The sequence below is a fragment of the Microbacterium sp. M28 genome, assembly GCF_025836995.1.
Lineage (GTDB): Bacteria > Actinomycetota > Actinomycetes > Actinomycetales > Microbacteriaceae > Microbacterium.
Map to the genome: position 1 here is coordinate 1,388,120 of NZ_CP107546.1, position 25,122 is coordinate 1,413,241.

The 25,122-nt window shown below is 68.8% G+C and carries 24 protein-coding genes; 15 read left to right on the plus strand and 9 right to left on the minus strand.

The features are described from left to right. Positions 1 to 51: 51 nt before the first annotated feature. Positions 52 to 681, minus strand: a complete 630-nt coding sequence (locus OED01_RS06860; protein ID WP_264157627.1) for a TIGR00645 family protein — start codon at positions 679 to 681, stop codon at positions 52 to 54. Between the two features lie 193 nt (positions 682 to 874). Here OED01_RS06860 and OED01_RS06865 point away from each other — a divergent pair, with 193 nt between their 5' ends. The 7 genes from OED01_RS06865 to OED01_RS06895 all read left to right on the plus strand — a co-directional run bounded on the left by OED01_RS06865 (position 875) and on the right by OED01_RS06895 (position 8,427). Then, positions 875 to 1,891, plus strand: coding sequence for a TerC family protein (locus OED01_RS06865; RefSeq protein WP_264157628.1), 1,017 nt, complete (start codon positions 875 to 877; stop codon positions 1,889 to 1,891). A gap of 163 nt (positions 1,892 to 2,054) precedes the next feature. Next, positions 2,055 to 3,512, plus strand: coding sequence for a 3-isopropylmalate dehydratase large subunit (gene leuC, locus OED01_RS06870; protein ID WP_264157629.1), 1,458 nt, complete (start codon positions 2,055 to 2,057; stop codon positions 3,510 to 3,512). A gap of 2 nt (positions 3,513 to 3,514) precedes the next feature. Beyond that, positions 3,515 to 4,111: a 3-isopropylmalate dehydratase small subunit gene (leuD, locus tag OED01_RS06875; RefSeq protein ID WP_264157630.1), complete on the plus strand. Its 597-nt coding sequence runs from the start codon at positions 3,515 to 3,517 to the stop codon at positions 4,109 to 4,111. 73 nt (positions 4,112 to 4,184) lie between these two features. After that, the gene (murA, locus tag OED01_RS06880) at positions 4,185 to 5,549 is read left to right on the plus strand and encodes a UDP-N-acetylglucosamine 1-carboxyvinyltransferase (RefSeq protein WP_264157631.1); all 1,365 of its coding nucleotides are present in this window, start codon (positions 4,185 to 4,187) and stop codon (positions 5,547 to 5,549) included. 5 nt (positions 5,550 to 5,554) lie between these two features. After that, entirely contained in the window at positions 5,555 to 6,310 is a 756-nt protein-coding gene (locus tag OED01_RS06885) for a lysophospholipid acyltransferase family protein (protein WP_264157927.1), read from the plus strand. Beyond that, positions 6,300 to 7,439, plus strand: a complete 1,140-nt coding sequence (locus tag OED01_RS06890; RefSeq protein WP_264157632.1) for an NAD(P)H-dependent glycerol-3-phosphate dehydrogenase — start codon at positions 6,300 to 6,302, stop codon at positions 7,437 to 7,439. The genes OED01_RS06885 and OED01_RS06890 overlap by 11 nt, the downstream gene beginning before the upstream one ends. After that, positions 7,339 to 8,427: a D-alanine--D-alanine ligase family protein gene (locus tag OED01_RS06895; RefSeq protein ID WP_264157633.1), complete on the plus strand. Its 1,089-nt coding sequence runs from the start codon at positions 7,339 to 7,341 to the stop codon at positions 8,425 to 8,427. The genes OED01_RS06890 and OED01_RS06895 overlap by 101 nt, the downstream gene beginning before the upstream one ends. 6 nt (positions 8,428 to 8,433) lie before the next feature. Here OED01_RS06895 and OED01_RS06900 read toward each other — a convergent pair whose 3' ends face one another. After that, positions 8,434 to 8,943: a DUF3515 domain-containing protein gene (locus OED01_RS06900; protein WP_264157634.1), complete on the minus strand. Its 510-nt coding sequence runs from the start codon at positions 8,941 to 8,943 to the stop codon at positions 8,434 to 8,436. A gap of 23 nt (positions 8,944 to 8,966) precedes the next feature. On the opposite strand from OED01_RS06900, the gene thiL reads away from it, so the two are divergent. Then, positions 8,967 to 9,962 (plus strand): thiamine-phosphate kinase, encoded by a 996-nt coding sequence (thiL, locus tag OED01_RS06905; RefSeq protein ID WP_264157635.1) that lies wholly within the window; start codon positions 8,967 to 8,969, stop codon positions 9,960 to 9,962. On the opposite strand, the gene rsmD is transcribed toward thiL, so the two are convergent. Further along, positions 9,932 to 10,507, minus strand: a complete 576-nt coding sequence (gene rsmD, locus OED01_RS06910; protein ID WP_264157636.1) for a 16S rRNA (guanine(966)-N(2))-methyltransferase RsmD — start codon at positions 10,505 to 10,507, stop codon at positions 9,932 to 9,934. The genes thiL and rsmD overlap by 31 nt on opposite strands. 77 nt (positions 10,508 to 10,584) lie before the next feature. Between rsmD and OED01_RS06915 the strand changes: the two genes are divergently transcribed. The 6 genes from OED01_RS06915 (at position 10,585) to mutM (ending at position 15,684) form a co-directional block, all read left to right on the plus strand. Further along, on the plus strand, positions 10,585 to 12,756 hold the full coding sequence (locus OED01_RS06915; protein ID WP_264157637.1) for an ATP-dependent DNA helicase RecG: 2,172 nt from the start codon (positions 10,585 to 10,587) through the stop codon (positions 12,754 to 12,756). A gap of 62 nt (positions 12,757 to 12,818) precedes the next feature. Further along, positions 12,819 to 13,316, plus strand: a complete 498-nt coding sequence (coaD, locus tag OED01_RS06920; RefSeq protein WP_264157638.1) for a pantetheine-phosphate adenylyltransferase — start codon at positions 12,819 to 12,821, stop codon at positions 13,314 to 13,316. Between the two features lie 83 nt (positions 13,317 to 13,399). Then, on the plus strand, positions 13,400 to 13,897 hold the full coding sequence (locus OED01_RS06925; RefSeq protein ID WP_264157928.1) for a YceD family protein: 498 nt from the start codon (positions 13,400 to 13,402) through the stop codon (positions 13,895 to 13,897). A gap of 2 nt (positions 13,898 to 13,899) precedes the next feature. Continuing rightward, on the plus strand, positions 13,900 to 14,109 hold the full coding sequence (gene rpmF, locus OED01_RS06930; RefSeq protein ID WP_042541694.1) for a 50S ribosomal protein L32: 210 nt from the start codon (positions 13,900 to 13,902) through the stop codon (positions 14,107 to 14,109). 17 nt (positions 14,110 to 14,126) lie between these two features. Further along, the gene (rnc, locus tag OED01_RS06935) at positions 14,127 to 14,819 is read left to right on the plus strand and encodes a ribonuclease III (RefSeq protein WP_264157639.1); all 693 of its coding nucleotides are present in this window, start codon (positions 14,127 to 14,129) and stop codon (positions 14,817 to 14,819) included. Next, a complete protein-coding gene (gene mutM, locus OED01_RS06940) occupies positions 14,812 to 15,684 on the plus strand; it encodes a bifunctional DNA-formamidopyrimidine glycosylase/DNA-(apurinic or apyrimidinic site) lyase (protein ID WP_264157640.1) in 873 nt (290 codons plus the stop codon). Before rnc ends, mutM begins: the two co-directional genes overlap by 8 nt. Positions 15,685 to 15,701: 17 nt before the next feature. Here the strand turns inward: mutM and OED01_RS06945 are convergent, their stop codons facing one another. The 5 genes from OED01_RS06945 to OED01_RS06965 all read right to left on the minus strand — a co-directional run bounded on the left by OED01_RS06945 (position 15,702) and on the right by OED01_RS06965 (position 20,267). Then, a complete protein-coding gene (locus OED01_RS06945) occupies positions 15,702 to 17,021 on the minus strand; it encodes an FtsX-like permease family protein (RefSeq protein ID WP_264157641.1) in 1,320 nt (439 codons plus the stop codon). Beyond that, positions 17,018 to 17,713 carry an ABC transporter ATP-binding protein gene (locus OED01_RS06950; RefSeq protein WP_264157642.1) on the minus strand — a complete coding sequence of 232 codons (696 nt, stop codon included), beginning with the start codon at positions 17,711 to 17,713 and terminating at the stop codon, positions 17,018 to 17,020. Before OED01_RS06950 ends, OED01_RS06945 begins: the two co-directional genes overlap by 4 nt. 98 nt (positions 17,714 to 17,811) lie before the next feature. Next, positions 17,812 to 18,885 carry a GNAT family N-acetyltransferase gene (locus OED01_RS06955; RefSeq protein WP_264157643.1) on the minus strand — a complete coding sequence of 358 codons (1,074 nt, stop codon included), beginning with the start codon at positions 18,883 to 18,885 and terminating at the stop codon, positions 17,812 to 17,814. After that, positions 18,882 to 19,976, minus strand: a complete 1,095-nt coding sequence (locus OED01_RS06960) for a GNAT family N-acetyltransferase (RefSeq protein ID WP_264157644.1) — start codon at positions 19,974 to 19,976, stop codon at positions 18,882 to 18,884. Before OED01_RS06960 ends, OED01_RS06955 begins: the two co-directional genes overlap by 4 nt. Before the next feature lie 15 nt (positions 19,977 to 19,991). After that, positions 19,992 to 20,267 (minus strand): hypothetical protein, encoded by a 276-nt coding sequence (locus OED01_RS06965; RefSeq protein WP_264157645.1) that lies wholly within the window; start codon positions 20,265 to 20,267, stop codon positions 19,992 to 19,994. 541 nt (positions 20,268 to 20,808) lie between these two features. Between OED01_RS06965 and smc the strand changes: the two genes are divergently transcribed. Further along, positions 20,809 to 24,366 (plus strand): chromosome segregation protein SMC, encoded by a 3,558-nt coding sequence (gene smc, locus OED01_RS06970; RefSeq protein ID WP_264157646.1) that lies wholly within the window; start codon positions 20,809 to 20,811, stop codon positions 24,364 to 24,366. A gap of 82 nt (positions 24,367 to 24,448) precedes the next feature. Here smc and OED01_RS06975 read toward each other — a convergent pair whose 3' ends face one another. Further along, positions 24,449 to 25,102, minus strand: coding sequence for an alpha/beta hydrolase (locus OED01_RS06975; protein WP_264157647.1), 654 nt, complete (start codon positions 25,100 to 25,102; stop codon positions 24,449 to 24,451). Between the last annotated feature and the right edge of the window lie 20 nt (positions 25,103 to 25,122).

A 25,122-nucleotide genomic window follows, 5' to 3' on the forward strand; every position in this document is an offset into this window, starting at 1 on the left:
CCTCGGAAGTGTCGACGGATGCCTCATCGTCTCAGATCGGATCGGATGCCGTCAGTGCTGGTTCTGCGCGTGCGCTTCCGTGAGCGTCTTCTGGGACATCCGGTCGATCCAGGCGAGTGCGAGAGCCGAGACGATGAAGACCATGTGGATGACGACCTGCCACAGCACGCCGGTCGGCGTGTAGACCGTTCCTTCGAAGTCGACGCCGTTCTCGTCCATGGAGCCGACGGCGATGAACGTCTTGAGGAGGTGGATCGAGGAGATGCCGATGATGGCCATCGCGAGCTTGACCTTCAGGACGTTCGCGTTGACGTGCGAGAGCCACTCGGGCTGGTCGGGATGCCCGTCGACGTTGATCCGCGACACGAACGTCTCGTACCCGCCGATGATCACCATGATGAGCAGATTCGCGATCATGACGACGTCGATCAGGCCGAGGACGCTCAGCATGATCGTCGCCTCGTTGATGTGCGTGATGTTCCCGAACACGTCTTCCGTGATCAGGTGCCACAACTCGACCATGAACACGATGACGTAGACGACCTGGGCGATGATCAGGCCGATGTACAGGGGCGCCTGCAGCCAGCGGCTGACGAAGATCAGCGACCCGATCGATTTCGCCCAGGGGTTGCGCGGCGTGGTCTCGAGCGGGTCAGCAGCGGTGTCGATCTGAGAGGTCACGGCGACTATTCCATCATGTCCGGTCGTCGTGTCGATCCTCCGCTACGATGAATACCTGCGAGAGGGAGTATCCCGTCCTCGCGCCCTCGTCATCACGAGCACCGACAGCGCTGCTCCGGGGGTGCGGCGCACACCGTGCGTGGGAGAGACTTTCGGCCTTTTCCCGTCCCCTCTCGAAAGGTGCCGTGCGCCCTTGGAAATCCCCATCTGGTTCGAAGTGACCTCGCTGGTGGTTCTGACTCTCATCCTCATCGGTGACCTCCTCCTGGTGCGGCTGCGTCCGCACATCCCCTCGACGAAGGAGTCCTCCCTCTGGGTGGCCTTCTACGTCGGTCTGGCCGTGATCTTCGCCGGGCTGCTCTACGTCATCGCCGGCGGCCAGTACGCCGGTGAATTCCTCACCGGCTGGGCACTGGAATACAGCCTGTCGATCGACAACCTGTTCGTCTTCGTGCTGATCATGGCCCAGTTCGCCGTGCCGCGGCGCCTGCAGCAGCAGGTGCTGATGGTCGGCATCATCATCGCCCTCGTGCTCCGAGGAATCTTCATCATCCTCGGCGTGGCCATCATCGAGAACTTCTCGCCGATCTTCTACCTGTTCGGTGCGTTCCTCATCTGGACCGCGATCCGTCAGGCGACACCGGAGGGCGACCACGAGGGCGAGGTCAAGCGCGAGAACTTCATCGTTCGACTGCTGCGCCGTCGCATCGACATCAGCGACGAGTACGACCAGGGCAAGCTGCGCACCACGGTCGACGGCAAGCGGATGTGGACGCCGATGATCATCGTCTTCGTCGCGATCGGCGTCACCGACCTGATGTTCGCGATCGACTCCATCCCTGCGATCTTCAGCATCACCCAGAACAGCTTCCTGGTGTTCACCGCGAACATCTTCGCTCTCATGGGTCTCCGCCAGCTGTACTTCCTCCTCGGCGATCTGCTCGACCGACTGCGCTACCTGCACTACGGCATCGCCGTCATCCTCGGATTCATCGGAATCAAGCTGATCCTGCACGCGATGCACGTCAACGAGCTGCCGTTCATCAACGGCGGCGAGCACATCGAGTGGGCGCCGGACATCCCGATCTGGCTGTCGCTCACGGTGATCGTCGCGTCGATGGGCGTCGCCACGGTCGCGAGCCTGATCGCGTCGGCGAACGACAAGCGCCGTGCGCCGGAGGAGCTGCACCCCGAGCCGCCGACGCACTGACCCGGCGTCACGGGGCCCTGACCACCCGCCGCATCGGTGTAAGCTGACCGACATGCGGCGGGTGGTTCTCCTTCTTAGCAGCCGCGACGAGACCTCGTTCTAGGCCTTTCTCGTCGCGGTGTCCAGCGTGGGCCGCCCTGCGATTCCCGGAGACGAAAGACGCATGACCATCGACGCATCAGACATTCCCGCCCGCCCTCGCACGCTCGCCGAGAAGGTCTGGGATGACCACCTCGTCGTGAAGGGCGAGAACGGCGAACCGGATCTCATCTACATCGACCTGCACCTGGTGCACGAGGTCACGAGCCCTCAGGCCTTCGACGGTCTGCGGACCGAGGGCCGTCCGCTGCGCCGGCTCGACCTGACGATCGCGACCGAGGATCACAACACGCCGACGCTCGACATCGACAAGCCGATCGCCGACCTCACCAGCCGCACGCAGATCGAGACGTTGCGCCGCAACGCCGAGGAGTTCGGCGTCCGCATCCACTCGCTGGGCGACGCGGAGCAGGGCATCGTGCACGTCGTCGGCCCCCAGCTCGGCCTGACCATGCCCGGCATCACGGTCGTGTGCGGTGACTCGCACACCTCGACGCACGGCGCGTTCGGCGCGATGGCCTTCGGCATCGGCACCAGCGAGGTCGAGCACGTCATGGCGACGCAGACCCTGCCGCTCAAGCCCTTCAAGACCATGGCCATCACGGTCGAGGGCGAGCTGAAGCCCGGCGTGAGCGCGAAGGACATCATCCTCGCGGTGATCGCGAAGATCGGCACCGGCGGCGGACAGGGCTACGTCCTGGAGTTCCGCGGCAGTGCGATCCGCGCTCTCTCCATGGAGGGGCGCATGACGATCTGCAACATGTCGATCGAGGCGGGCGCCCGCGCCGGCATGGTCGCACCGGACGAGACGACGTTCGCGTACGTGAAGGACAAGCCGCACGCGCCGCAGGGCCAGGACTGGGAGGATGCCGTCGCCTACTGGCGCACGCTTCCCACCGACGAGGGGGCGGCCTTCGACGCCGAGGTCTTCATCGACGCGAACGAACTCGAGCCGTTCGTGACCTGGGGAACCAATCCCGGCCAAGGCAGCTCGCTCTCGGCATTCGTGCCGGACCCCGCGGAGATCGCGGACCCGAACGAGCGCGCCGCCGCCGAGCGTGCGCTCGAGTACATGGCTCTGACGCCGGGCACCCCGCTCAAGGAGGTGCCCGTGGATGCCGTCTTCATGGGCTCCTGCACCAACAGCCGCATCGAGGACCTTCGGGCCTTCGCGTCGATCGTGAAGGGCCGCAAGAAGGCCGAGGGCGTCCGCGTCATGGTCGTGCCCGGTTCCGCTCGCGTGCGTCTGGAGGCCGAGGCCGAGGGCCTGGACAAGATCTTCACCGACTTCGGCGCCGAGTGGCGTTTCGCGGGCTGCTCGATGTGCCTCGGCATGAACCCCGATCAGCTCGCCCCGGGGGAGCGCTGCGCCTCGACCTCCAACCGCAACTTCGAAGGCCGACAGGGCAAGGGCGGCCGCACGCACCTCGTGTCCCCGCTGGTCGCCGCCGCGACCGCCGTCCGTGGCACGCTGTCCAGTCCCAGCGATCTCGCACCCGCCGACGAGCTGATCGGAGCCTGATCATGGAGAAGTTCACCACACACACCGGCATCGCGGCCCCGCTGAAGCGCTCGAACGTCGACACCGACCAGATCATCCCTGCGGTGTTCCTCAAGCGCGTCACCAAGACGGGGTTCGACGACGCGCTGTTCCACGCGTGGCGACAGGACCCGGAGTTCGTCCTGAACCAGCAGTCGTTCCAGGGCGCATCCGTGCTCGTCGCAGGACCCGATTTCGGGACCGGCTCGAGCCGTGAACACGCCGTCTGGGCCCTGCGCGACTTCGGTTTCACGGTCGTGCTGAGCCCCCGGTTCGCGGACATCTTCCGCGGTAACTCGGGCAAGCAGGGTCTGCTCGCCGCGACCATCTCCGAAGAGGACCTGGAGACGATCTGGGCGCTGATCGACGAGGAGCCCGGTCGCTCCATCACCGTCGACCTCGAGGCGCGCACCGCCACGATCGGCGACTTCCAGGCCACCATCGGCGTCGACGATTACACTAGATGGCGGCTCCTTGAAGGGCTCGATGACATCGGGCTCACGCTGCGCAACGAAGACAAGATCGCGCAGTTCGAGGCCCGCCGCGAAGCGTGGCGGCCACGGACCCTTCCCGTTCTCTGAACGGGACCGTGAGCCCGGGGCATCCGCCCCAGCGGCACGTGCCGTGATCCGTGGAAACGAAGTGAGGCCCCGAATGACGACACCCCTGCGCGACGTACTCCAGGACGGCGTCCCCGCACTGAGCGGAGATGTCATCGCCATCCGCGGAGGACACCCGCTCCGGGGACGCGTCGATGTGAAGGGCGCCAAGAACCTCGCCACCAAGGCGATGGTCGCGACGCTGCTCGGCGAGACCGCCAGCACGCTGCGCGATGTGCCCGACCTCAGCGACGTCGCCGTCGTGCGATCGCTGCTCGAAGTCCACGGCGTCCGCGTCGAGGAGGGCGATGAGCCCGGCTCGCTGATCTTCGATCCCAGCGGAGTCGAATCGGCGCACATGGAGGAGATCGACGCGCACGCCGGTGCGTCGCGCATCCCGATCCTCTTCTGCGGACCGCTGCTGCACCGTCTCGGTCAGGCGTTCATCCCCGACCTCGGCGGATGCCGCATCGGCGACCGTCCGATCGACTTCCACCTCGACGCGCTGCGCAAGTTCGGCGCCGTCGTCGAGAAGCTTCCGAGCGGCATCCGCCTTTCCGCTCCGCAGCGCCTGCACGGTGCGAGCATCCACCTCCCGTACCCGAGCGTCGGGGCCACCGAGCAGGTGCTGCTGACGGCGGTCCGCGCCGAGGGCACCACCGAGCTGCGCAACGCCGCCATCGAGCCGGAGATCATGGATCTGATCGCCGTGCTGCAGAAGATGGGCGCGATCATCTCCTACGAGCCCAACCGCGTGATCCTGATCGAGGGCGTCGACTCGCTGCGCGGCTACGACCACCGTTCGATCTTCGACCGCAATGAGGCCGCCTCGTGGGCATCAGCCGCCCTCGCGACCGACGGCGAGATCTTCGTCGGCGGCGCGAAGCAGCAGGAGATGCTCACGTTCCTCAACGTCTTCCGCAAGGCCGGCGGGTGGTTCGACATCCAGGAGGACGGCATCCTGTTCCGCCGCGGGGGAGACCTGCAGCCGGTCATCGTCGAGACCGACGTGCACCCAGGCTTCATGACGGACTGGCAGCAGCCGCTGATCGTCGCGCTCACGCAGGCCGAGGGCCGTTCGATCGTGCACGAGACGGTGTACGAGAACCGCTTCGGCTTCACCCAGGCCCTGGTGAAGATGGGCGCCGACATCGTGGTGCACCCGCACGGCCTGCAGAACGGACCGCGCCGCGTTCCGCGCCGCGAGCTCGAGCAGGCGGCCGTCATCACGGGACCGACGCCGCTGCACGGCGCGGACATCGTCGTGCCCGACCTGCGTGGAGGCTACAGCCACGTGATCGCCGCGCTCACCGCGCAGGGGCAGTCCCAGGTCTCCGGTGTCGACATCCTCAGCCGCGGCTACGAGAAGTTCCTGGACAAGCTCGACGCCCTCGGCGCCGACTTCGACGTCGTCCGGTGAGCAGCATGGGCTCCCGGTCACCCGAGAAGTCCCGTCCGAGCGTCTGGTGGCTGCTCGCCGCCGTCGTCCTTCCGTTCATGTCCTACCTGACGAAGATGACGTTCGTCGGCAAGGAGAAGCTGCCGCGCGACGGTGCGTTCGTGCTCGCTCCGAACCACTACTCGGAGTTCGACCCCCTCGTCGTGGCGGTGGCGGTGTGGCGCATCGGCCGCGCGCCGCGCTTCATGGCGAAGGAGAGCCTGTTCCGGGTTCCGGTCGTCGGCGCGGCTCTGCGGGCCACGGGGATGATCCCTGTCGCCCGTGCCGCATCCGGCGCCGCCGCGAAGCAGACCATGGCGCAGGCGAAGGATCTCGTCGAGCACGGCCGCGGTGTGATCGTGTACCCCGAGGGCACGCTGACGCGCGATCCGGATCTCTGGCCGATGCGCGGGAAGTCCGGAGCTGTGCGACTGGCGCTGGCCGGAGACATCCCGCTCATCCCGATGGCGCAGTGGGGCACGCAGGAGATCATGGGGCGCTACCAGAAGGGCCTGAAGCTGTGGCCGCCGCGCAAGCCGGTCCAGGTCATCATCGGCGACCCCATCGACCTGTCCGACCTGAAGGGTCGCTCCGGTGACCAGGCGGCCCTCAACGAGGCCACGACCCGACTGATGGACGCGATCACCGCTCTGCTCGAGCAGATCAGGCACGAGAAGGCCCCGCAGCAGCGGTGGAACCCGACCGACCACGGGCAGAAGGAGACCGGTCGCCTTGACTCCTAGACGAATCCCCGCCGCCGGTCCGCAGGTCGTCGTCGTCGGCGCCGGCAGCTGGGGCACCACGTTCGGCAAGATCCTCGCCGACGGCGGTGCCGGTGTGACCATGTGGGCGCGTCGGCCAGAGCTCGCGCAGGAGATCGCCGAGGCCAAGCGCAACTCGCGGTATCTCCCCGGGATCAACTTGCCGCGGTCGATCAACGCCACCCACGACCTCGCGAAGGCGCTGGACGGCGCCGACCAGATCTACCTCTCGGTGCCGAGCCAGACGCTCCGTGAGAACCTGAAGACGCTCCGGCCGCTGATCGAGGACAGCTCCGCGCCGATCATCAGCCTGATGAAGGGCGTCGAGCGGGGCACCGGTCAGCGGATGAGCCAGGTCATCGAGCACGAGCTGGAGTGCGACCCCGCGCGCATCGCCGTGGCGTCAGGTCCCAACCTGGCGCTCGAGATCGCTCGGGAGCAGCCGACGGCCGCCGTGATCTCGTCGGTCAGCCAGGAGACCGCGGAGACGGTAGCCCGTGCTGCGCGCAACGCCTACTTCCGCACCTTCGTGAACACCGATGTCATCGGCACCGAGTTCGGCGGCGTGCTGAAGAACCTCATCGCCGTCGCGATCGGTATCGTCGACGGCGTCGGTTACGGCGAGAACACCAAGGCGTCGATCATCACCCGCGGCCTCGTCGAGATGACGGACTTCGCCGTCGCCTACGGCGCGCAGCCCGAGACGCTGCAGGGACTCGCCGGTCTCGGCGACCTGATCGCGACCTGTCAGTCTCCGCTGAGCCGGAACAACACCGCCGGTCGCCTTCTCGGCCAGGGGTACGGGTTCCAGGACGTGGTGGCCCAGATGCAGCAGACCGCCGAGGGACTGGCGTCCGTGGCCCCCATTCTCCAGCTCGCGCACGAAGCCGACGTGGACATGCCCATCGTTCAGCAGGTGAAGATGGTGCTCGACGGCACCATGAACCCGCGCGACATCGCGCCCCACCTGACGACCGACGACGACACCCCGCAGGGGGAGAGGACCAATCATGGCAAAGCAGACGGTGGTGGTGCTCTTCGGCGGGCGTTCCAGCGAGCACTCGATCAGCTCCGCGACGGCGGGCGGGGTGCTGAACGCGATCGATCGTGATCGCTACGACGTGATCCCGGTCGGGATCACTCGCGAGGGTGCATTCGTCCTCGAGGCCGACGACCCGGCGAAGTTCGCGCTCGACGCGCAGAAGCTGCCCGAGGTCGTCGACAACGGCACCCGTGTCCGGTGGCCGGAGCCGGATGGCGACAGGACGCTCCGGGTGGTCCATGCCGACGGGGCGATCGCCGACCTGGGCGAGATCGATGTCGTGCTGCCGCTGCTGCACGGCCTGCACGGCGAGGACGGCGCCATCCAGGGCTTCTTCGACGTGCTCGAGGTGCCGTACGCGGGCTGTGGGATCCTCGATTCCGCGGTCTGCCTGGACAAGCACTTCACCAAGCTCGCACTCACCTCGGCCGGGATCGCGGTGTCGCCGGGGATCACGGTGCGCAGCGCGCAGTGGGCGGTCGATCCGGAGGGCGTGCGTGCCCAGATCGCCGCGCTGGGTTCTGTCGTCTTCGTCAAGCCCGCCAGTGCCGGTTCGAGCGTGGGCGTCTCGCGCGTCGACGACGGGGCAGGACTGGACGAGGCACTGCGCGTCGCCTTCGCTGAGGACGACAAGGTCCTCATCGAATCGCGGGTCGAGGGCCGTGAGATCGAGGTCGGCGTGCTGGCCGGACGCCAGGGGGCCCGTGCGCGCGCGTCGCTCCCCGGCGAAGTGGTGCTCACATCGCGGAGCTTCTACGACTTCGAGGGCAAGTACCTCGGCGGTGAGGGCGTCGAGATCGTGTGCCCTGCGGACGTCGATGAGGCGCTGATCGCGCAGCTGCAGGAGACCGCGGTCCGCGCGTTCGAAGCGGTCGATGGCAAGGGCCTGGCCCGTGTCGACTTCTTCGTGACGCCGGACGGCCGGCTCGTCGTGAACGAGCTGAACACGATGCCCGGTTTCACGCCGATCTCGATGTTCCCGAAGTGCTGGATCGCGTCGGGGCTGAGCTACTCCGAGCTCATCACCGAGCTGATCGAGGCGGGGCTGTCGCGCTGAGAGGCGTCAGTCCTCGGCATCCGCCTCGTAGTCCTCGGGAAGCTGATCGGGAGCCGTGCAGGCGGATTCCGCGGGGATGGACGTGATGGCGCCGACGATGCCGCGGTTGCTGATCACATCGTTGGAGCTGACGGCCTCGGTGTCGACGTACATCTGCACGGCAGGTTCTCGCCCGTAGGTGGTCAGACGCACGTACGGCGTCTCCGAGGCGTCGACGAGCCAGTCGACGCCCTCGAGCGTCACGCACTGCAGGTCGCTCGTGGGGGCAGGCTTCTCCAGGCCGCATGTCAGCAGGATCGCCGAGCTGTCTGTTCCCCACGCAGCGGTGGCCTGGGCATCCGTCCAACGCCGGTCCTGACCGGCGAGCGTCTTGGTGTTCTGCAGGCTGACGATGACATCCGCGCAGAGCGGATCGTTCGCATCGGCCGCCGGCTCCAGATGGACGGTCGTCGAGCATCCGCCGAGCAGGGCCGTCCCGGCGAGGAGGACGGCGGCGACGGCAAGACGGGAACGCATGCTTCCAGGCTACCTTTGAGAGCATGCCCTCTCGCTCCGCCGACGATGATCCGCGCCTGTCAGAACTCTCCGAAGGACAGATCCTGCGGGCGATCCTCACGCGGACGCCGCCGGCGAACCACACGCTGCTGGGCCCCGGTGACGACGCCGCGGTGATCGCCGCTCCGAGCGGATCGGTCGTCGCGACCACGGACACGCTCGTGCACGGTCCCGACTTCCGGCTCGCCTGGTCGAACGGCTACGACCTGGGCTGGAAGGCTGCAGCGGTCAACCTCGCCGACATCGCAGCGATGGGGGCCCGTCCGACGGCGCTGCTCGTGGCGCTGGCGGTCCCGCGCGAGCTGCGGCTGTCGTTCGTCGAGCGTCTGGCAGACGGGTTCCGTGAGGCGTGCGACGCCCTGGCGCCTGGGTGCGCGGTCGTCGGCGGCGACCTGACCACGTCCGATGTGCTGACGATCGCCGTGACAGCACTGGGAGACCTGGAAGGACGCGCCGCTGTGACGCGTGCAGGAGCACAGCCTGGCGATGTCGTGGCGGTCGCCGGCGAGCTGGGGCACGCCGCTCACGGCCTCGCGGTGCTGTTCGGCCGCTTCCGTGACGGGGAGACGCCGGTGCCCGTCGAACGGGAGATGCTCGCGGACGGCGAGTCGGATGCCGTGGCCGCGCAGCTGCGGCCCCGTCCGCCGATCGGGCTCGGCCCGATGGCGGCGACCGCTGGTGCGACGGCGATGATGGACGTCTCGGACGGCCTGGCGCTGGATGCCGGTCGCCTGGCCGACGCGTCCGGTGTCACGCTGGATCTGCGCCGGGACGCACTCGGCGCGGACCCGCTGCGGTCACTGGCAGGCGGTGAGGATCATGCGCTGCTGGCCACGTTCCCGCCCGACCGTCTCGCACCCGGGTTCCGGGTGATCGGCACGGTCGTGGAGCGCGGAGCGGCGGGCGTCCTGTGCGACGGCGAGTCCGTCGACGTCGCCGGCTGGGACCCTTACCGCGACTGGGATTCGGCCGCCGGCTGAGCCCACCACAGCGCGGTGTCGCCGTACACCTTGGATCGCATCTGCTCGAGACCGGCCGCCCCGAGATCGGGCGGAGTCGACCGTCTGGCGCGCTCGATGATCACGAGCGCATCATCGGACAGCAGGGGAGCGAGCGCGATCAGGTCCGCGGTCATGGCGGCGTCGTCGATGTCGTACGGCGGGTCGGAGAACACCAGATCGTAGGGTCCCGTCGCCCGCAGCAGGTAGGCGTGGACGCCGAGATGGTGCACCTGCGCCGGTCGACCGGTCATGCGCGAGACCGCCTGGGCGTTGCGGCGGACCACGCCCGCCGCCGCTTTGGACAGCTCGACGAGGTCGGCGGATGCCGCGCCGCGACTGAGGGCTTCGAGGCCGAGGGCACCGGAACCGGCATAGAGATCGAGTACCCGAGCGCCGTCGAAGGCATCCGCGGACTCCAGGGCCCCGAACAGCGACTCCCGGACCCGGTCGCTCGTGGGCCGGGTGCCAGCCGCGGGGACGGCGAGACGGAGTCCGCCCGCCTGTCCTGCGATGATCCTCGTCACCTGATCACCCTATGACACGGGCGGATCGGCGCGGGGTCGTCGGAACGACGTCCGCCGCCCCTTCTAGACTCGAAGCCATGTCCTTGAGTCTCGATGCGCCGCTGACTCTGGCGCTCGGCGACAAGGCGGCGAAGCCGCTGGAGCGCGCATTCGGAATGGTGACGGTCGGCGACCTCGTCTCGCACTACCCGAGGCGATATGCGGATCCTGGTGAACTCACGCCGATCGTCGATCTGCCGCCCGGGGAGATGGTGACGATCGTCGCGCAGATCGTCTCGTCGAGCGTCCGCGTCATGCGGAACCGGTCGGGCGCGATGGTCGAGGTGACCATCAGTGACGGCATCGGCCAGGTGAATCTGACGTTCTTCGCCAAGAACAAGCAGCAGGCGGATTGGCGCAAGGGCCAGCTGGAGCCGGGCCGCCGCGGAATCTTCTCGGGGAAGGTCGGGTTCTATCGGGAGACCATGCAGCTCGCCCATCCCGACTACGAACTGTTCGACGACGAGCTCGAGGCTCGGAAGCGCGCCGACATCCGATCGACCAGGCCGATCCCGATCTACCCGGCCACGGCGACGGTCGCGAGCATGACGCTGCAGAAGCACATGGAGCGGGTTCTCCCGCAGCTCACGGACGTGCCTGACCCGCTGCCGCCCGAGGTGCGTGCGGCCGAGGGCCTGCTCGACGCGCGCACCGCTCTCGTGCAGGTGCACCGCCCCGAGACGCGCAACGACATCGACCCGGCCGTGCGCACGCTGCGCATGCACGAGGCCATCGTGCTGCAGACGGCGCTGCTGCAGCAGCGCGCCTTCGTGCGGATGCTGAGCGCTACGCGCCGGCCAGCAACCCCGGGCGGTCTCCTCAAGCGGTTCGACGCCGCTCTCCCATACGAGCTCACCGCCGACCAGCGGACCGTCGGCGACCAGGTCGCGACGGATCTCGTCGGCGACTGGCCGATGAACCGCCTCGTGCAGGGCGAGGTCGGATCGGGCAAGACGCTCGTGGCGCTGCGCGCGATGCTGCAGGTCGCCGAGTCCGGCGGGCAGTCCGCCCTGATCGCCCCCACTGAGGTGCTCGCCGGGCAGCATCTGCGCTCGATCACCAAGATGCTGGGGCCGGAGCTGTCGCCCCTCGTCATGCCGACGCTGCTCACCGGACAGATGTCCGCTCCCGCTCGTCGGAAGGCGGCTCTCCGAGTGGCCAGCGGGCAGGCGCTGATCGTGGTGGGCACGCACGCTCTGCTGGGGGAGAAGACCACGTTCGCCGACCTCGGCCTGGTCGTCGTCGACGAGCAGCACCGCTTCGGCGTCGAACAGCGCGAGGCGCTGCGTGCCAAGGGCTCCAGCCCGCATGCGCTCGTCCTCACGGCGACGCCCATCCCGCGGACGGTCGCGATGACGGTCTTCGGCGATCTCGACACCTCGGTCATCCGCACCATGCCGGCAGGCAGAGCGGGCATCGAGACCTTCGTCGCCCCGCTCGCCGAGCACCCCGGCTGGTTCGCGCGGGTCTTCGAGCGCGCGGCGGAGGAGGTGGCCCAGGGACGTCAGGTGTTCGTCGTGTGCGCGGCGATCGACACCGCGGCGAAGACGGCCGAGGTCGGCGATCAGCCGCCGGCCCCCGAAGGCGCGGCAGGACCGCGCTGGGGCGTCGTGCAACTGGACGAAGCGCTCGCGACGCATCCGAGGATCGCGGGCCTGCGCCGTGCCGTCCTGCACGGGAAGATGCCGGCGGACGAGAAGGATGCCGTGATGCAGGCGTTCGCGCGCGGCGAGATCGACGTGCTGATCGCCACGACGGTCATCGAGGTCGGCGTCGACGTGCCGAACGCGTCGACCATGATCATCCTCGACGCCGACCGGTTCGGGGTCTCGCAGCTTCATCAGCTCCGCGGACGCGTCGGTCGAGGCGGCGTGCCGGGGCTGTGCCTGCTCGTGACGGAAGCAGAGGAGGGCACGCTCGCGCGTGACAGGGTCGAAGCGGTCGCCGCGACCCTGGACGGGTTCGCGCTCGCGGAGGTCGATCTCGACCTCCGCGGCGAGGGGGATGTGCTCGGGTCCACGCAGTCCGGCATCCGCTCGTCGCTGAAGCTGCTGCGCGTGGTGAAGGACAGCGGGCTCATCGCGCGAGCCCGCAGCCTCGCCGAGGACATCCTGGACGCCGACCCGCTCCTGGACCGGCATGCGGGCCTGAGTGCGGCGATCGCCCGACGCGTGAGCGCGGAGGACCGCGCGGCTCTCGCCAAGAACTGAGGCGTTCTCGCGGTGCCCTAGGCTGGTGGCATGCGCCGTACTGAGCGAGCGAAGGAGCCGAAGTGAGCAGCCGGATCGCTGTCGTACCGGGTTCTTTCGACCCGCCGACCCTTGGTCATCTCGACGTCATCCGTCGTGCGGCGAAGCTGTACGACGAACTCCACGTCCTCGTGGTGCACAACCCGGGCAAGGAGGCGATGCTGCCGATCGCCCAGCGGCTCAGCCTGCTGGAGCAGTCGATCGCGGACGACGGCATGTCCGGCAACATCGTCGTCGGCGCGTGGAGCATGGGCCTGCTCGTCGATTACGCGCGTGACGTGAACGCCGGCGTGCTGGTCAAGGGCATCCGGTCGCAGATCGATGTGGCGTACGAGACGCCGATGGCGATCGTGAACCGGCACCTCGCCGACATCGAGACCGTCTTCCTGCTGCCGGATCCGTCGCACGCACTCGTGTCGAGCTCGCTGGTGCGTCAGGTCGCCGGTCTCGGCGGCGACGTCTCGCCGTTCGTCCCGCGCGCGGTGGCCGAGTTCCTCGACACCGGAGCGCGCGGCATCTGAGCCGGTAGACTCGAAGAGTGAAATCCCGACTCAACGGACCCTTCGTGCTGCCCGTCCGCGACATCGTCCGGCATCCGGGCGAGATGCGCGAGCATGCCTTCACGGTGCCGCTGCGCGAGCAGTGGGGTGAGGGAATCGTGTCTCTGCAGGCCGGTTCCGACCTGGAGCTGGACGTGCGTCTGGAGTCCGTCCACGAGGGCATCCTGGTGTCCGGAACGGCGGACGGAACGTACGTCGGCGTGTGCGGTCGATGCCTCACAGACATCTCTGCGCCTGTCGAAGTCGAGTTCCAGGAGCTTTTCGCGTATCCTGGTGAGGAAGAAACTGACTTCGAGGTTCAAGACGACCACGTGGATCTTGAAACTCTGGTCAGGGATGCGGCGGTTCTGTCGCTTCCATTTCAGCCGGTGTGTCAGCCGGATTGCCCGGGTCTTGACCCGATCACGGGTGAGCGACTGACCGAGAGCACCGGGGCAGAGACTGCCGCTCCCATCGATCCTCGATGGAGTGCGCTCCAACAGATCGCAGACCAGGGGGGCGCGGAAGACACCCGCGCGCCCGAGAACACAGAAGAGAGTTAGCCATGGCCGGTAACCCCCCGAAGCGCAAGGTTTCCCGTTCCAACACCCGCTCGCGTCGCGCGCAGTGGAAGGCGGCGCCCATCGCGCTCGTCAAGACCGTTGAGAACGGCAAGACCGTCTACAGCCGTCCGCACCAGGCGAAGGTCGTCACCGACTCGCAGGGCACCGAGCTCTTCCTCGAGTACAAGGGCCGCAAGGTCGCAGACGTCTGAACCACGGTCGCACGATCGTGACAGAGGTCCCCGCAGGGACAGCTCTGCTCATCGCCAAGCTCAGGGTCGATATCGACCCTGAGCTTCTGGCGTTGGCCCTGACCCACCGTTCGTACGCGTACGAGCACGGTGCGATCCCGCACAACGAGCGCCTCGAGTTCCTTGGGGACTCGGTTCTCGGGCAGGCCGTCACGGTGATGCTGTTCACGACGCATCCCGACCTGGATGAGGGCCAGCTCGCCAAACGACGCGCGAGCGTCGTCTCCACGGTCGCCCTGGCAGAGGTCGCCAGGGGCATCGGCCTCGGCGACCACCTGCTGCTCGGACGCGGCGAGGAGCAGACCGGCGGCCGCGACAAGGATTCCATCCTCGCGGACACCATGGAAGCGGTCATCGGCGCCACCTACCTGTCAGCGGGTGCGGATGCCGCGACCGGCCTCGTGCTGCGCCTGACCGAACCCCTGCTCGCCGACCCGGAGCGCTACGGCGCCGCGATGGACCCGAAGACGAGCCTGCAGGAGCTCGCCGCGCGCGTCGGCTCGCCGCCGCCGCAGTACTCCGTTCAGTCCGACGGACCAGACCATGACCGGCGCTTCACGGCGACGGTGGTCGTCGGCGACGTGTCGACGACGGGGGACGGCACCAGCAAGAAGACCGCAGAGATGGCCGCAGCGCTCACGGCGTGGCGGATGCTCAGCGATCGTGCCTGAGCTCCCCGAAGTCGAGGTCGTGCGTGCCGGGCTCGCGCCGGCGGTCATCGGCGCCGTCATCGGCTCGGTCGCCGTCTTCGACGAGCGATCGCTGACGCGGCATCCGGCCGGCGCCGCCGATTTCGCAGGACTCCTCGAAGGCGCGACGATCGCCGGAGCCGAGCGACGAGGCAAGTTCCTCTGGATGCCGTTGGTCGGCGCGGATCGCGCGCTGACGGCGCACCTCGGGATGAGCGGGCAGATGCTGCTGCGCGCACCGGATGCTCCGGCGGAACGGCACGAGCGCATCCGCCTCGGCATCCACCACCCGGCGCACGGGGACCTCGCGGTCGTCTTCGCCGACCAGCGGACCTTCGGTTCTCTCGCCGTCGACGCACTGGTGCCGGACGGCGTCGATCTCGTGCCGAGCCAGGTCCGCCACATCGCGCGCGATGCGCTGGATCCCGCCTTCGACGATGCCGCGTTCATCGTGGCGGTTCGCCGCCGATCGAGCGCGATCAAGCGCATCCTGCTGGACCAGACGCTGATCAGTGGCATCGGCAACATCTACGCGGACGAGTCGCTGTGGGCCGCGCGCATCCACCCGGAGACCGAAGGACGAGCGCTGTCCGTGCAGGCGCTGCGCCGACTGCTCGCCGAAGTGCGTCTCGTGCTCGAGAAGGCTCTGGCCGAGGGCGGCACGAGCTTCGACGCGCAGTACGTGAATGTCAACGGCCAGGCGGGGTACTTCGCGCACTCGCTCAACGCGTACGGACGGGGCGGTCAGCCGTGCCCTCGGTGCGGAGGGGCGATCCGCCGCGAGGCGTTCATGAACCGCTCCAGCCATTACTGCCCGCGGTGCCAGCGCCGCCGAGCGGCCGTCTGACACCACGGGCCACGCCATCAGGCCTCGATGAAGCTCCGTTCCAGGATCGGTCGCGTCACGCGGGTGCTGGCCCACACCAGGGCGATCCCGGCCGCGATGACGACGGCGATCGTGGCGAGGGACAGCGGGGCGACGATCAGGGCGATCCCGATCAGCGGGAAGATCAGCACCGCTGCGCACAGGGCGGCGCCGAGCGTCGTCAGAAGCAGCGGAGACATGACCGCGCGGCGACGGGCCGTGTCGAGCGTCCGCAGCGGCATCCCGAGCCGGTGCAGGCTCCGGTGCAGGTCCCGCTGGTCCAGGATCTCGGCCGCCTGGTTGACTCCGACGGATGCCGCGACCATGAGGAACGACCCGATGAGGGTGATGATCAATCCGGTGCGGATGTCGACGACCAGCGCGAGATCCGCCGGGTTCGATGAGGCGCCCATGGTGTCCATGACGGCGACACCGCTGCCGGCGAAGACGGCCATGAAGCTCGCCATCGCGATGCCGCTGACCTGACGCCACGCGGTCTTGGGGGATTCGAGGACGAGACGTGCGGACAGCAGCCGCTCCGCACTCTCCGCCCGGCGCAGCTGTCGCCGGGCCTGCACCGAGACCGCCCACGGGCCGATCAGGTTCAGCACTGCGAGGCCCACGGCGAAGATGCCGGCGACGACGATGATCGTGACGATGAATCCACCCAGGCCGGGGAACACCTGCATGGCGACGAACGCCGCGGCGATGATGAGCAGTGCGCCGACGGCGCGCATCCAGTGCGCCTTCGGCACGTCGGTGCGCATGCGGACGCCGAGCGGCGAGATGACGACCCGGCGCAGTCCGATCGCCGCGCTGATCGCGGCGAGCAGCAGCACGCCGAGGAACACCAGCGCGACCGTGTCGACCGGCAGCAGGACTCCCGCCCAGCCGAGCGGCTCGCCGCGGAAGGAGATGAGCCCGATCGCAGGCGAGAGCGCGAGATAGCCGACGACACCGACGGCGGCGCCGACTGCGGCGACGGCGACCGATTCGATCACGGTGGCGACGACGACGCCGGCGGGGGAGACGCCGAGCAGCCGCAGGGTCGAGAGCCGCTCGTCGCGCCGGCGCGCCGAGAGGCGGGCCGCCGCGCCGCCGAGACCGGCGAGCGGCACCACGAGGAGCACGAGAGCGATCGCCGCGAGGCCCTGATAGAGGAAGCCGTCCGGATCCGTCCAGGTCCAGAACGTCTGCGCACCGCCGATGACGGTCAGCACGAGGGTCGTCACGATGCCGAATGCGACGATGGGCAGTCCGACGACGGCTCCCGCTCCGCGCGATGGGCGCAGCAGCAGAGCCAGCACGCGCGGGTTCACGCGGCCACCTCCGTCGGGATGATCCGACCGTCGCGGACGTGCACGACGCGCGAGCACCGCTGCGCCACGGACGAGTCGTGGGTCACGACGACGAGCGTCCGTCCCTGCCCCGTGGTCGACCACAGCAGTGCGTCCATGACCTCGGACGAGGTCTGCGAGTCGAGCGCTCCCGTCGGCTCGTCCGCGAAGACGACCTCCGCGCCGGTCACCTGTGCGCGTGCGATCGCCACGCGCTGCGCCTGGCCACCGGACAGTTCCCCGATGCGGCGCTGCTCCATGCCGGCGAGCCCGAGCGAGGCCAACCAGCCCGCGGCGTGCTCTTCGGCAGCGCGCCGGGGCGTCCCATTGATCATGAGGGCGAGGGCGACGTTCTCGATCGCCGTGAGCTCGGGGATCAGCAGCCCCTGCTGGAAGACGAAGCCGAACGATTCGCGCCGCAGTCGCGAGCGCTCGCCTTCTCCGAGGCCCGTCACGTCGACGGTGGCTCCGGATGCCGCGGCGAACGCGACACGGCCGGAGTCCGGAACGGTGATGCCGGCGAGCACGTGCAGCAGCGTCGTCTTGCCTGAACCGGAAGCGCCCATGATCGCGACGGACTCCCCGCGCGCGACGGCGAGGTCGACCCCCGCGAGGGCACGGGTGGTGCCGAAGGACTTGTGCAGGGCGTGAGCGGTGAGGACAGGAGCATTCATGTCTTCAGCCTCGTCGACCGCGACACCCGGCACATCGGTCCCGCGATGCAGTTCCGTCGGTGCGGGTCATCCGGAAGGATGATCCGCACCGACGGCGGTCAGGCCAGTTTCTTCTGCCACGCGCCGGCATACGACACCGGCACGAATCCGATCTGCTCGTTGATGTCGAGCATCGGACGGTTCTCCTCGGCGTTGAACGTCGACACCCGCGGTGAGCGCGGGGCGACGTCGCGCCACCGCAGCAGGTTCGCGCATTTGACGAGCATTCCGAGCCGGTGTCCGCGGTGCTCACGCAGTACGAGGGTGCAGAACTGATGAGTGACCTCGCCGCGGTCTGCGCCGATGACCAGCTCGTTGAAGGCGGCGAGGCGACCGGTCGGCACGTGCTGGGCTGCCGCGACGGACATCGTCTGACCGCCCTCGATCAGTCGCGCCTCACGGCGCTCCACGCGCGCGGCATCCCAGATCTCCTCATCGATCTCCAGGGCCCCGGCCGGCACGTCCGTCGACATCCGGGAGAGCGCCCAGGCGTAGTCGTCCTTCAGCTCGGCGGGCGTCGGGATGGTCCACTCGACGAGCCGATAGTCCGATCCGGCGGCGCTCAGCGACGCCTCGAGCGCGGCGTGGACGCCGTCCATGGGACCCTGCAGATCGAAGGCGCTGTTGCGTTCGACCTGCTCGAGCGTGAACCCGGCACGGGCGAGCAGCCCGGACAGGGCGGTGTCGGCGACGGCGCCCCACCCCGTCGCAGGCGCGATCGTCGGCGACGGGGCCTGGCCGGGGTGGAGCGTCCAGGTCTGCATGACCCGTCGCCCGAGCGTTCGGGTCTCCTCCTCGGCGCGCGCGAGCAGGGCGTTCTCGAGCCCGCGGCCCCAGTTCTCCGGCAGCACCATGAGGTCGAACTGCGTGCTCGTGGGTTCCGCCGTCGCGTGACCGACGATGACGCACCCGACCACGACGCCCGACTCCCGGACGACGAAGACGCGCTGGATCTCGTCGGCCGTGTCCCGCAGGCCCGCCAGGAGCTCGGCGGGCGTCTGGGAGAGGTCATCGGTTCCCGCATCGCTGCGGCACACGGCGTTGTTCAGCTCGACGACCGCGAGGAAGTCCGCCGCGTCGTCGGCATCCGGCGTCGCCGGAAGCGCGAGCTCTTCGATCAGGAGAGTGTTCATGTCAGGTCCTTCTTCCAGGCGCCCTCGTAAGCGAAGGCCGCGAAGCCGATCTGCTCGTTGATCGAGAGCATCGGCCGATTCTCTTCCGCGTTGTACGTGATGACCCGTGCGGATGCCGGGTACTGCTCGTGCCAGGCGAGAAGCCCGGCGGTCTTCACCAGCATCCCCAGGCGATGCCCACGATGATCCGCGAGTACCAGGGTGTCGTACTGGTGCGTGACGGACGCGGCGTCCGATCCGATGGCCAGTTCGTTGAAGGCGCAGAGTTCGCCGGTGTCGATGTGCTGCGCGGCGGTCACCTGCATGGACCAGCCCCGTTGGGCGATTCGCTCGTCCTGGCGGGCGACGCGGGCGGCGTCCCAGGCCTCCTCGGGGGTGCCGAGTTCGGCATCGGGGACGTCGGTGGACATGCGGGACTTCATCCAGGCGTATCCGTCGATGCGCTCCGCCGGGGTGGGGAGCATCCAGCGCACGATGCGGTAGTCGGACGCGTGTGCCGCGGCCTCGTCATAGAGCGTCCTCAGGCGATCCGTCGACTCGTCGGTCCACGTGAATTCGCTGGCGCGTTCGACCTGTTCGAGGCGGAAGCCGTTGCGGGTGAGGAAGCGGGCGGATCGATCCGCAGGCACGGCGCCGAAGCCTGTCGGCGAAGCGAGAGGCTCTACCTCGGAGCCGTCTTCATGATGTTCTTCCCAGTGCAGGAGCCTGCGCACACCCGACTCACGGGCGACCGACTCGACATGCTCGTACAGCGCTCGCCCGATGCCGCGGCCCTGCGCCTCGCGGAGGATCGCCACGACGACCAGAGCCGTCTCTCCCGCATCGTCCTGCGAGATGTCGAGGGCGGCGCACCCGAGCATCCGGCCGTCTGCAGCGACGTACCACTGCCGACGCGTGCGGTCCGGCGTGCTGTAGAGCATCGGGAGCAGGGCCTCGGCCGGGAGGACGTCGTCATCTCGGCCGGTGCTCTCGACGATCGTGGCGTTGCGGACCTGCGCGTACTCGCGCACCAGCGGAGTGGGGGCTGCGCCCGCTCGTGCCGGGAGCACGAGCGGGTGCAGCGATGCGGTGTCGGTGAGCGCGATGCCCATGGTGATCTCCTCAGATCAGCGCAGCTGGTGCTGCAGATCGAATGCGAGCAGAGCAAGTGCTTCGCGCTGTGTGAGCCGCGGAGCGCCGGGGAAGAAGGACGGGACGTCCACTTCCGCCGGGATGCTCTGGCGACGCTGGGTCCGCAGGAGCAGCCAGAGGCCGATCCGGAGGGACAGCCGGTCTGCCAGAGCGAGCTCGCTGCGGTCGACCGGGACGGGAATCTCCAGGATCTCGCGATCCTGGGTACAGGGCGGATGTGCGGTGCTGCGGTGCAGCTGTGCGATGGTCACTTCGAACTCCAGTGAAGGTTGTGATGGTGGTGGAAGGTGCCCGAGCGCTGTGCCGGGTCGCCGAGACGGTCCGGCAGGCACGGAGGGCGGAGGAAGCCGGTGAACGGGAGGCTACGAAGGCAGACGCCCGATGCGGCGGGAGAGGACGGCCGTGACGCGGAAGGTCAGAGGGACGTGGCGCGCGGACTGCGGCGGAGAAGGGCCCAAGAAGGGCCGGCGATCTCAGGCTGCGGTTCTACGAGAGCGCGATGCGGAAGCCGAGGGAGGCGGTTACCGAATGCGCTGGACGCGGCGCCCCGAAGGCGCGCGTATCGAGGCCTGTGGCCTGTGCGATGAGCTTGATCATGATCGGTAACCTCCTTTCGTGTGACGTTCCGGAGTGCAACGGTAGCGAAGCGGACGGAACGCGTCAAGCATTCTCTCAGGTAGACGGCGTGTCGCGTGCTCGTCGAATCGTCGTTCTGCCGTGTGGGATGCCGGTTCTGCCGCGGAATTCCGGTAGCGTTGCCGCCGTGATTCTCCCCGGACGACTGGTGCCCGCATGCATCTGAAGAGCCTGACGCTCAAGGGCTTCAAATCGTTCGCGCAGCCGACCACATTCGTGTTCGAGCCCGGGGTCACCTGCATCGTCGGTCCCAACGGATCCGGCAAGTCCAACGTCGTCGACGCGCTCGCCTGGGTGATGGGGGAGCAGGGAGCCAAGACCCTGCGCGGCGGCAAGATGGAGGATGTCATCTTCGCCGGCACGTCGACGCGCGGCCCGCTGGGGCGCGCCGAGGTCCAGCTGACGATCGACAACAGCGACGGGGCTCTGCCGATCGAGTACGCCGAGGTGACGATCAGCCGCACGCTGTTCCGCAACGGGTCGAGCGAGTATGCGATCAACGGGTCCGGCTGTCGACTGCTGGACGTTCAGGAGCTGCTGAGCGACTCGGGGCTCGGGCGCGAGATGCACGTGATCGTCGGTCAGGGCCGCCTGGACACCGTGCTGCAGGCCTCACCGGAGGACCGCCGCGGGTTCATCGAGGAGGCTGCAGGCATCCTCAAGCATCGCCGTCGCAAGGAGAAGACGCTCCGCAAGCTCGACGCGATGGAGACCAACCTCACGCGACTCAGCGACCTGGCTGGCGAGATCCGGCGGCAGTTGAAGCCGCTCGGTCGTCAGGCGGAGATCGCCCGGGAGGCACAGACCATCGCGGCGGTCGTGCGCGACGCGAAGGCGCGCATCTTCGCGGACGACGTCGTCGCGCTGCGCACGGCGCTCGCCGACCACACGCGCACGGAGCAGGAACGGCATACCGAACGCCTGGTGCTCACAGACCAGGCCGACCAGGTCAGAGCCGAGATCGCGCGTTTGGAGGCCGATCAGAACTCCGCCGCGGTCGACGCGGCGCGCGGCGTCGCATTCGGCCTCGAACAGGTGCAGGAGCGCATGCGCGGCCTGTACACGCTCGCGAACCAGCGCCTGGCGCTGCTGGGGTCCGAAGAGGACGATGCGGCCGTGACCGCGGTGACGGTGACCCAGGCCACGATCGACGACGCCAAGGACGAGATCACGCGGATCTCCGAGGGGCTCGGCGATGCGCAGGACGCTGCAGCGGCGGCGAGCCGCGAGGTCATGCAGGCGCGTGCCGAGCTGGACACCCTCGACGTCGACATCGCCGAACAGAGCGCCCTGGTGTCGCAGTACGACATGCGCCTGGCCGCGCTGCGCGGCAACGCGGAGGCCGCGGCATCCGCACTGGCTGCCGTGCGGGGTGCGGTGCTGCGTCAGGAGAACGCGTTGGAAGCCGCGAACGCCCGCCGCCGCGAAGCGGCCGAGGCACTCGATGCGATCGAGGACGCCGAGGCGCCGGAGGGAACCGCTGCCGAGCACGCCGCCGCCTATGAAGCGGCGCAGGCCGCTGCCACCGCCGCGGAGACCGAGCGCGACGGCCTCCGCGAGCGGCTGCACGCGGCCGAACGTGAAGTCGATTCGCTCACGGCCAAGACCGCGGCCTTGACGAGTGCGCTGTCGCTGTCGGGCGGGGCGGCCGAGATCGTGAAGTCCGGCGGCCGCGGTGTCCGCGGTCTGGTCGGTGACGCCGTGCAGGTGCGCGCCGGGTTCGAAGCCGCCATCGCAGCGGTGCTCGGGCCGCTGGCCGAAGGCGTGCTCGTCGACAGCGTCGACGATGCGATCGCGCTCGTCGGCGAAGCCGACAGGGGCGTGGTCGATTTCGTGATCGCCGACGCGACGAGGTCGGCGACCACCGCTGAGGTCGACGGAGTCACTCCGGCCGTCGACGTGGTCACAGCGCCCGACGGCGTGCTGGGCATCCTCGCGCATGTGCTGATCGCCGAAGATCTCGCTTCGGCTCGCGCGGCGCGTGCAGCCCTCGATGCGCTGTCCGACACGACGACGACAGTCGTGACGACCGGCGGCGAGGTGTTCACGGCTCAGACCCTGCGGGCGGGTTCGGGGTCCGAGCGCTCGAGACTCGAACTCGCGGCTGAGCGGGACGCCGCGGCCGAGAGGCTCGACGAGGTCAGGGTGATCGTCGATTCGCTGCGGGACGCACGAGAAGACGCGACGGAACAGGTCGAGCACACCCGTCGGCAGGCCAAGGAAGCGCTGCGAGCGCTTCGCGAGCACGATGCTGCCCTCGCGACATACGCCGAACAGGTCAATCGCGTCACCGTGCAGCACGAGTCGGCCGTCGCGGAGTGCGAACGGCTCGAGTCGGGACTCGCCCAGGCGCAGGCTGCCGTCGCGGATGCCGAGAAGAAAGCCGCCGCGGCGAAGGCCGAGGTCGAAGCGGCCGAATCGGCCCCGCGACCCGTCCTGGACGCGTCCGCGCGCGACGGGCTTCTCGAGGCGCTGGAAGCCGCACGCGAGGGCGAGGTCACCGCGCGGCTCGAGATCGAGACCCTGCGCGAACGCGTGCGCGCGGCGCAATCCCGCGTCGCATCGCTGGAGCGCCAGCGCGAGCAGGAGCGCGATGCCGCGGCCGAGGCGGCCCGACGTGCCGTGATCCGCCGCGCGCAGCGGGAAGCGGCGTCGGGCGTCGCGGCTGAACTGCCGCGGATCCTCGACTCGCTGGACCGATCCGTGGCCGAGGCGCGGCTCGCCCTGGCCGAGGCGGAGGCCGCACGGTCGGCGCAGAACGAGGAGCTGACGGCGCTGCGCGTCCAGGAGAACAGCCTGCGCGACAGGCTCGCCGGCCTCACCGAGAGCGTGCACGGGCTCGAGCTGCAGATCCACGAGAAGAAGCTCCACCTGTCGAGCCTGCTCGATCGCGTCGCGAGCGAACTCGCTCTCGACGAAGATATTCTCGTTGCGGAATATGGCCCCGATCAGTGGGTTCCTCGTGACCCGACCGAGGTCGCGGAAGCAGATGCGGCCGACCAGAGCGATGCACCGGACGCCGCGCCGAGCGACGGCGTGCCGTACGACCGGCGGGTGCAGGAGCGGCGCCTGCGCGAGGCCGAGCGCAAGCTGGGTCAGCTCGGCCGCGTCAACCCGCTCGCGCTCGAGGAGTTCGCCGCTCTCGAACAGCGCCATGCGTTCCTCACCGAGCAGCTGGCCGATCTCACCCGGACGCGTCAGGACCTGATGACGATCATCGCGGACCTCGACGAGCGGATGCAGACGATCTTCGCGAGCGCGTTCGAGGACACCAGGCAGGCGTTCACCGAGGTGTTCCCGCTGCTGTTCCCGGGCGGCGCGGGAAGCATCTCGCTCACGAATCCTGACGACATGCTCACCACGGGAATCGAAGTCGCGGTGCGACCGGTCGGCAAGAAGATCGAAAGGCTCTCGCTGCTGTCCGGTGGAGAGCGGTCGCTCGCCGCGGTCGCCTTGCTCGTCGCCATCTTCAAGGCGCGCCCGAGTCCGTTCTACATCCTCGACGAGGTCGAGGCCGCGCTCGACGACGCGAACCTCGGTCGTCTGCTGACCGTCTTCGAGCAGTTGCGCGAGAGTTCGCAGCTGCTGGTCATCACGCACCAGAAGCGCACCATGGAGATCGCCGACGCGCTGTACGGCGTCTCGATGCGTCAGGACGGCGTCTCGGCCGTCGTCGGGCAGCGTGTCGGAGACCGAGCCGCCGCAGCGAGCTGAGTGAGCGAAGAGGAGCGAGCTCCCATCCCCGTTCGTCGAGCGAGCGGAGCGATTCGAAGCGGGTTCCTGTCGACGAGCGTCCCTACAGCTCCGCCTCGAATGCGGCGACCACGTTCGCGAATTCCTCGACATCCTGCGGGCGATGCTGCGCACCCGGCAGCACGACGTGCCGTGCACCGCGCGCCTCGAGCAGCTCGGCGATCACCTCGTATTCGTCGTTCCACCCGCCCGTCACCACCAGAGCGGGGATGCCGTCGATCACGCTCTCGCGCACCCCGTGGCCCCACGGCAGATTCGTCTCGGCCCACCGCTCGGCGAGCGGTCGCTCCTCGGACCACCGCGCTTCGTCGAACGGTCCGCCGAACATGAGAGGGCGCAGCATCGCCCAGAACCCGCGCAGGTTCCCGGCATCCGCCTGGTCGCGCGCCTCGCTGACGATGCCGATGTGGCGCTCGATGGAGCGGTGCCCGCGGGCGATGTCGTACAGTGCGGGTTCGACGAGCACGAGACCCGCCGGGCGCATCGCGCGGGCGGCGAGCACGGCCGGAACGCCGCCGATCGAGTGTGCGAAGACAAGCGCTCCGGCGGGTCGCACTTGCAGCAGGCGGACCTGATCCGCGATGGTCGCTGTCCCGAAGCTCACGAACTCGCCTCTGGCATCCGCCTGCGACGGCCATGCGGACGCGCCCTGACGGCCACCGCCGTGGATGTAGAGCCGACTGAGCGCTGTCTGCATTCCGCGATCGTAGCCTGGCC

Excerpts from the sequence above, each read along its gene's own strand:
- thiL (WP_264157635.1), top strand. The coding sequence starts at position 8,967 with ATGCCCTCTCGCTCCGCCGACGATGATCCGCGCCTGTCAGAACTCTCC.
- OED01_RS06895 (WP_264157633.1), top strand. The coding sequence starts at position 7,339 with ATGGCAAAGCAGACGGTGGTGGTGCTCTTCGGCGGGCGTTCCAGCGAG.
- OED01_RS06955 (WP_264157643.1), bottom strand. The coding sequence starts at position 18,885 with ATGAACACTCTCCTGATCGAAGAGCTCGCGCTTCCGGCGACGCCGGAT.
- leuC (WP_264157629.1), top strand. The coding sequence starts at position 2,055 with ATGACCATCGACGCATCAGACATTCCCGCCCGCCCTCGCACGCTCGCC.
- OED01_RS06885 (WP_264157927.1), top strand. The coding sequence starts at position 5,555 with ATGGGCTCCCGGTCACCCGAGAAGTCCCGTCCGAGCGTCTGGTGGCTG.
- smc (WP_264157646.1), top strand. The coding sequence starts at position 20,809 with ATGCATCTGAAGAGCCTGACGCTCAAGGGCTTCAAATCGTTCGCGCAG.
- OED01_RS06960 (WP_264157644.1), bottom strand. The coding sequence starts at position 19,976 with ATGGGCATCGCGCTCACCGACACCGCATCGCTGCACCCGCTCGTGCTC.
- murA (WP_264157631.1), top strand. The coding sequence starts at position 4,185 with ATGACGACACCCCTGCGCGACGTACTCCAGGACGGCGTCCCCGCACTG.
- OED01_RS06925 (WP_264157928.1), top strand. The coding sequence starts at position 13,400 with ATGCGCGAGCATGCCTTCACGGTGCCGCTGCGCGAGCAGTGGGGTGAG.
- OED01_RS06915 (WP_264157637.1), top strand. The coding sequence starts at position 10,585 with ATGTCCTTGAGTCTCGATGCGCCGCTGACTCTGGCGCTCGGCGACAAG.
- OED01_RS06975 (WP_264157647.1), bottom strand. The coding sequence starts at position 25,102 with ATGCAGACAGCGCTCAGTCGGCTCTACATCCACGGCGGTGGCCGTCAG.
- rpmF (WP_042541694.1), top strand. The coding sequence starts at position 13,900 with ATGGCCGGTAACCCCCCGAAGCGCAAGGTTTCCCGTTCCAACACCCGC.
- OED01_RS06900 (WP_264157634.1), bottom strand. The coding sequence starts at position 8,943 with ATGCGTTCCCGTCTTGCCGTCGCCGCCGTCCTCCTCGCCGGGACGGCC.
- OED01_RS06950 (WP_264157642.1), bottom strand. The coding sequence starts at position 17,713 with ATGAATGCTCCTGTCCTCACCGCTCACGCCCTGCACAAGTCCTTCGGC.
- leuD (WP_264157630.1), top strand. The coding sequence starts at position 3,515 with ATGGAGAAGTTCACCACACACACCGGCATCGCGGCCCCGCTGAAGCGC.